6 protein-coding genes and 1 pseudogene are annotated in these 4,726 nt (G+C 67.7%); 6 read left to right on the forward strand and 1 reads right to left on the reverse strand.

What is annotated here, in order from left to right:
• Positions 1–542 precede the first annotated feature (542 nt).
• Positions 543–950 carry an SSI family serine proteinase inhibitor gene (locus tag ABZ471_RS47735; RefSeq protein WP_359075419.1) on the reverse strand — a complete coding sequence of 136 codons (408 nt, stop codon included), beginning with the start codon at positions 948–950 and terminating at the stop codon, positions 543–545.
• A gap of 254 nt (positions 951–1,204) precedes the next feature.
• Here ABZ471_RS47735 and ABZ471_RS47740 point away from each other — a divergent pair, with 254 nt between their 5' ends.
• From ABZ471_RS47740 to ABZ471_RS47765, 6 genes and pseudogenes are all read left to right on the forward strand, one after another.
• Positions 1,205–1,372, forward strand: a complete 168-nt coding sequence (locus tag ABZ471_RS47740; RefSeq protein ID WP_359075420.1) for a hypothetical protein — start codon at positions 1,205–1,207, stop codon at positions 1,370–1,372.
• Between the two features lie 223 nt (positions 1,373–1,595).
• Positions 1,596–2,141 (forward strand): hypothetical protein, encoded by a 546-nt coding sequence (locus tag ABZ471_RS47745; protein ID WP_359075421.1) that lies wholly within the window; start codon positions 1,596–1,598, stop codon positions 2,139–2,141.
• Between the two features lie 771 nt (positions 2,142–2,912).
• A complete protein-coding gene (locus tag ABZ471_RS47750; protein ID WP_359075422.1) occupies positions 2,913–3,410 on the forward strand; it encodes a hypothetical protein in 498 nt (165 codons plus the stop codon).
• A gap of 33 nt (positions 3,411–3,443) precedes the next feature.
• The gene (locus tag ABZ471_RS47755) at positions 3,444–3,692 is read left to right on the forward strand and encodes an antitoxin MazE7 (protein WP_359075423.1); all 249 of its coding nucleotides are present in this window, start codon (positions 3,444–3,446) and stop codon (positions 3,690–3,692) included.
• Positions 3,693–3,696: 4 nt separating this feature from the next.
• Positions 3,697–4,074: a toxin Doc gene (locus tag ABZ471_RS47760; protein ID WP_359075424.1), complete on the forward strand. Its 378-nt coding sequence runs from the start codon at positions 3,697–3,699 to the stop codon at positions 4,072–4,074.
• 211 nt (positions 4,075–4,285) lie between these two features.
• Positions 4,286–4,726: pseudogene (locus tag ABZ471_RS47765) on the forward strand (transposase); the annotation flags it as partial.

The following is a 4,726-nucleotide window of genomic DNA, read 5'->3' on the forward strand; positions in this document are numbered from 1 at the left end:
GACGCCCGTGCCCGTGCCGAGGTCCGGGCCCCCCTGGTCTCGTACATGCGATTCCCCCCTGGGCGCATTGTTCCGAGCACCAATCGTGGCATACCAGCCGCGCCGGTCACGAGGTCGCACGGGGATCACGGGGATCACGGACCTCAGCAGTAGTCTGGATTCCTCCTCGCCTTCCTCGGGGTGCCACGCCGATGACTGCGCTGCGCCCGCCGACCCTGGCGGTACACGGGGAGGAGGGCAGGACCGCAGTCCGGCCCGGAAGCCCCGTCGCCGGCGAGCGTACGGCCGCGCCTCCACCTTCCTGGCTACGACCGGCAACGAGCAAGTCAGCCGTGCGCTCAAACCGACGGTATTCCTCCGGTCCGCCCCCGCCGCGGTCCTCGTCGACGCAAGACCGTCTCCTGCACGAGGCTGAGCCAGTGCCTCCACCAGGAGGCTTACGCCGACGTCCCCAACTACGCCGACACACCTCCACTCGCGCGTAGAGGACCTTGCCCATGGCCGGGCGGGCGGCTATCAGGGAGCCAGAGGAAGACTGAGGGTCAGAATCGGAAGACGGGTCCGGTGGCAGCGTCCAAGGCACAAGCGTTGCCGAACGTGCCATGCCAGGCCACGCGTCTGCCTCTGTAGGTGCCAGTGGCAGAGGCGGTGACTGGGTCGTACTTAGGTGAGCAGGACTTGGGATCACCGGATAGCGCGTCGAAGTCGCCTTGGGCTTCGGCCAGGGCTGAGCAGGCTTCCGGGGCGTGGGGATGGGTGGCATTCGATGCGGGAGGGCAGTTGAGGCGGACTCCCCTGATCCAGGTGTTCGTGGACCCGCTGACAGTCAGGAGGAGTTGACCGTCCTCGGCAGCGGCCGACATGGCAGGAGCCTTCAAGGACGCGTGCGCGGCACCAGCCAAGACAGTACCGAAGATGACAACCGCCGCAATAGAAACGATCTTGCGCATAATCCGCCAACGACCTGGTCGAGGGAAGGTGACCGACACGGTACAGGCCCGCCCCTGGCCTGCACGGCTATGCTCAATTTCCCACCCTGAAGTCTGGGCGATCGCACCGAAAAGCCGGTGACGGTACGATTCGCCTCACTTTGCCCGGCAGCCGCCCGGCCCGCCGACTCCGCTCCACACATTCCGTCACTGCGGGAGCCGCAATTCGTCGGTTCCTCTGTCCTCGCCACCATGCCGTTCTGGATCGGCGGATAGTGCATGTCCGCCGGGGACGCGGTCACGGCCGCCACGACTACCTGCGCAGCGTCGTCAATCACCTCGACCGCGACGAGCCCGGCCCGCGGGACTTGAAGTACGGAGTCCTGCACCTCCAGGCGGCCACCGAGGTCCTGCTCAAGGCGCGCCTGACCTCCTTCGACTAGCGCCAGGTCTTCACCAAGCCGGACGAGGCCGACCAACTCGCCTACAAGCAAGGCGACTTCACCAGCTGCAAGACTGACGACGCGATCAAACGGCTCCGCACCCAGGGTGTCGAGATCTCGCCGGAGGACAAGGGGAACATCACCCACCTGACCCAGCAGCGCAACCGGCTCCAGCATTTCGGGCTAACCGCCACCGTCCCCGCGGTAGAAGCGCGCCGCGCAGGTGCTGGACTTTCTCATCGCCTTCGTCGACGACCACCTGCGACTGGGACTGACGGGCGACGAGGCCCAACACCTGGACGAGCAGATGCGTCACGTGCGGGAGGCGCTGCCGCGGATCCGCAGCTACTCCGCGATCATCATGGACCGGATCACGCCCGAGCTGGCCGGCCGGGAGTGGTACACCCTGCGATGCCCGGACTGCCTGAAGTGGGCTCTGCTCGCCGAGGGCGGCGAGGTCAGATGCCTGTTCTGCGAGGCACGGTGGGAAGCTGAAGCCTTCGTGCTGCCGTACGCCGTGGAGGTGCTGGAACACTCCTGGCGCGACTACCGCAAGACCGGCCCGCCCACTGAGGACTGCCCTGAGCGCGGCGCGCACGCCCTGATCGACGAGGCGTACCTGGCCGCCGCGCCGGAGGACGCGAGGCAGTACTGCTTCGGCTGCTCGACCGAGTTCCAGGGGCTGGAGTCATGCATGCGCTGCACACGGCTCTCCCAGCCGGCCGACGGCCCCACGATCTGCAACGACTGCCTCGGAGACTTGGGGTGACGACAGCGACGGAAGCGACCGAGCCGGACGACATCGTCTACGACACCCGCCACTCCGGTCCCCTACCGTCTCACCCGCGACACGATCCCTGTCGAGGGCGAGCTGCCGCCGCGTGCCGACACCCATCCCGCCTTCACTGCACGGGACTTCACGGTTCCCCACGCGTGAAGAAGCACGTCGACGAACGGGGCACCCGAAACATCCACGTCAACCGGGACTCGAGCCGGGCCCGTTTCGTGGAGTGGTGCGAGAAGGAGGGCCAGGTCGCCCGGCCGACCACCACCACTGCGAACGTCGCGGCGTACTTCGGCCACCTCACGGAACGCGGCAAGGGGCGGCCCGGCTCCCCGTACGTCCCGTACAGCCCGGACTCTCTCCTCGCCTACTGCACCCGCATCGTCACCTGGTACCCCAAGGGTGATCGGCCGGACGGCTCCCTGGTCCGCGAGATGATCGAGAACTACCGCCTGGAGGACTTCATCCCGGCCGGCGGCGAGAAGGAGCAGTCCGCGGGCCTGACCCTGAAGTATCTGGTCAGGGTCCTCGCGAAGATCGACGAAGGCACCCGGATCGGCAGGCGCGACGCGGCCATGCTGGTACTGCAGTACGGCATGCTCTACCGCTCGATCGAGGTCACGAACCTGCTCGTCAAGCACGTCCGCGTGGACCACGACGGCGTGTGGGTGTGGACCGCGAAGAGCAAGACCCGGAGGAAGGGCAACGGCCGGTGGTGGTTCATCCGCGACCGCGCTGACCTGCAGATCGTCGCCCGTGTGCGGGCCTGGATCGCAGATCTCCGCGAGCTGCGCGAGCCCACCGAACACGACCAGAACCCGGCCGCCGGCGTACCAGCCGACCAAGCCCTTCTTCCGCGCGCTGACCACGACGGGCAACCTCAAGCGCCGCACCAACGCGACCGTGCGCGGGCTGTTCCTCAAGGGCCGGGCCGTCAAAGAGATGGTCAAGGCACGCGCGGCCGCCGCAAAGGTAGCCATCATCAACGGCCTCAAGGTCACCTCCCACAGCCTGCGGGCCGGCCCGAACACCGACATGGCCGAGGCCCTGGCCCCGCTGTCCGAGCGCAACACCGCCGGCGACTGGAACGCGGACTCCACCCTCGCCGACGACGTGTACAACCGGCCGGACGGCACGATCGACATCAGCAAGAAGGATCCGCTCGACGCCGTGCCACTCTTCGGCCACTCCGGTTCGCCAGACCCGACCCAGGAAGAAAACCCCAGCTCACAGCCGCTTCCCGGGAAGGGGTAGCGGAGGCGGCATACCACTCGGCATACTCGAAGCATGGCAGACACCAGCGTCAAGATCGACGACACCACACGAGACCGCCTCAAGGCCCTGGCCGACGGGGCGGGGCTGTCCATGAAGGACTACCTCGCCCGGGTCGCCGAAGAGAAGGAGCACGAGAAGCTGCTCGACACGGCCACCGCCGTGTTCCGCCGCGTCATTGGCGAGCCGGGCATCCTGGACCGGTTCGACGCGGACTTCGGCGGCCTCCCGCTGGCCGCCCACGAGACCCCGCGGGCGGCCTGAACCTGTGGAACTGCTCGTCGACTACCGGTGGCTCCTGGCCCGCCAGGAAGACATCCTCCGCACCGACCTCACCGTCAACGACCTCTCCGTGCTCGTCGGCATGGCGGCACGCCACCGGGTGAACACCCCCCGGCTTGACCAGAGCGACCCGGACGCCTTCTGGCGGGCAGCCGTGTTCCTGGAGGAGTGCGTTCTGCTGCGCCCACTCCCCGCCCGCAACGAGGCCTACGGCTACGGCGTCGCTATCGCCTACCTGGAGGCCTCCGGCGAGCACGTAGAGACGAAGTACGACCTGTGGCGCGACCTGATCAACGACATCCGCTCCGTACGCCTAGACTCGTACGGCATCGCTGAACGGCTCCGGTCAATGCGTACTACATGATCCCCTTCCAGATCCACGGGCGCGACCCCTGCTGACCGCGCAGGCAGTCAACGCGGTACTGCGCCTGATCCTTCCATTCCGCGTTGCTGACAGCGTGCTGGGCGGCGTACGTCACCATGCGGAGTTCGCGAGCACCGGCCAGGATTGAGGCGACCCCCGTGACGTGGACACTCTGACAATGGATCTTGCAGATCCAAGGGAAGGTGTCCTGGTGGGACGTAAGTCTCCGTATCCGGCGGAGTTCAGGAATGACGCTGTCGCGCTGTACCGCGCGGCGGGCGGGAAGCGCGCGTACGCGGCGGTCGCGGCGGATGTCGGGGTGACCGGCGAGACGCTGCGGAGCTGGGTGCGCCAGGCCGACGAGCACGCGGGCCGCGATCACAGCCACGGCGAGCAGAGTGCGGAGAGCCTTGACGAGGAACTGGCCCGGCTGCGCGCGGAGAACGGCCGGCTGCGCAAGGCGGAGAAGGAGTGGGAGCTCGAGCGGGAGATCCTGCGCCGGGCGGCGGCCTATTTCGCCAAGGAGATGAAGCGAGGACCCGCCGCTGGGAATTCGTCTCCGCCCACGCCGAGACCTTCGGCGTTCAGCGGATATGCCGGGTCCTTCGGGTCTCGCGCTCGGGCTACTACCGGTGGATCGCCGGCGCGAAGA

Source organism: Streptomyces sp. NPDC005728 (assembly GCF_040630895.1).
In the GTDB taxonomy this organism is placed as follows: Bacteria; Actinomycetota; Actinomycetes; order Streptomycetales; family Streptomycetaceae; genus Streptomyces.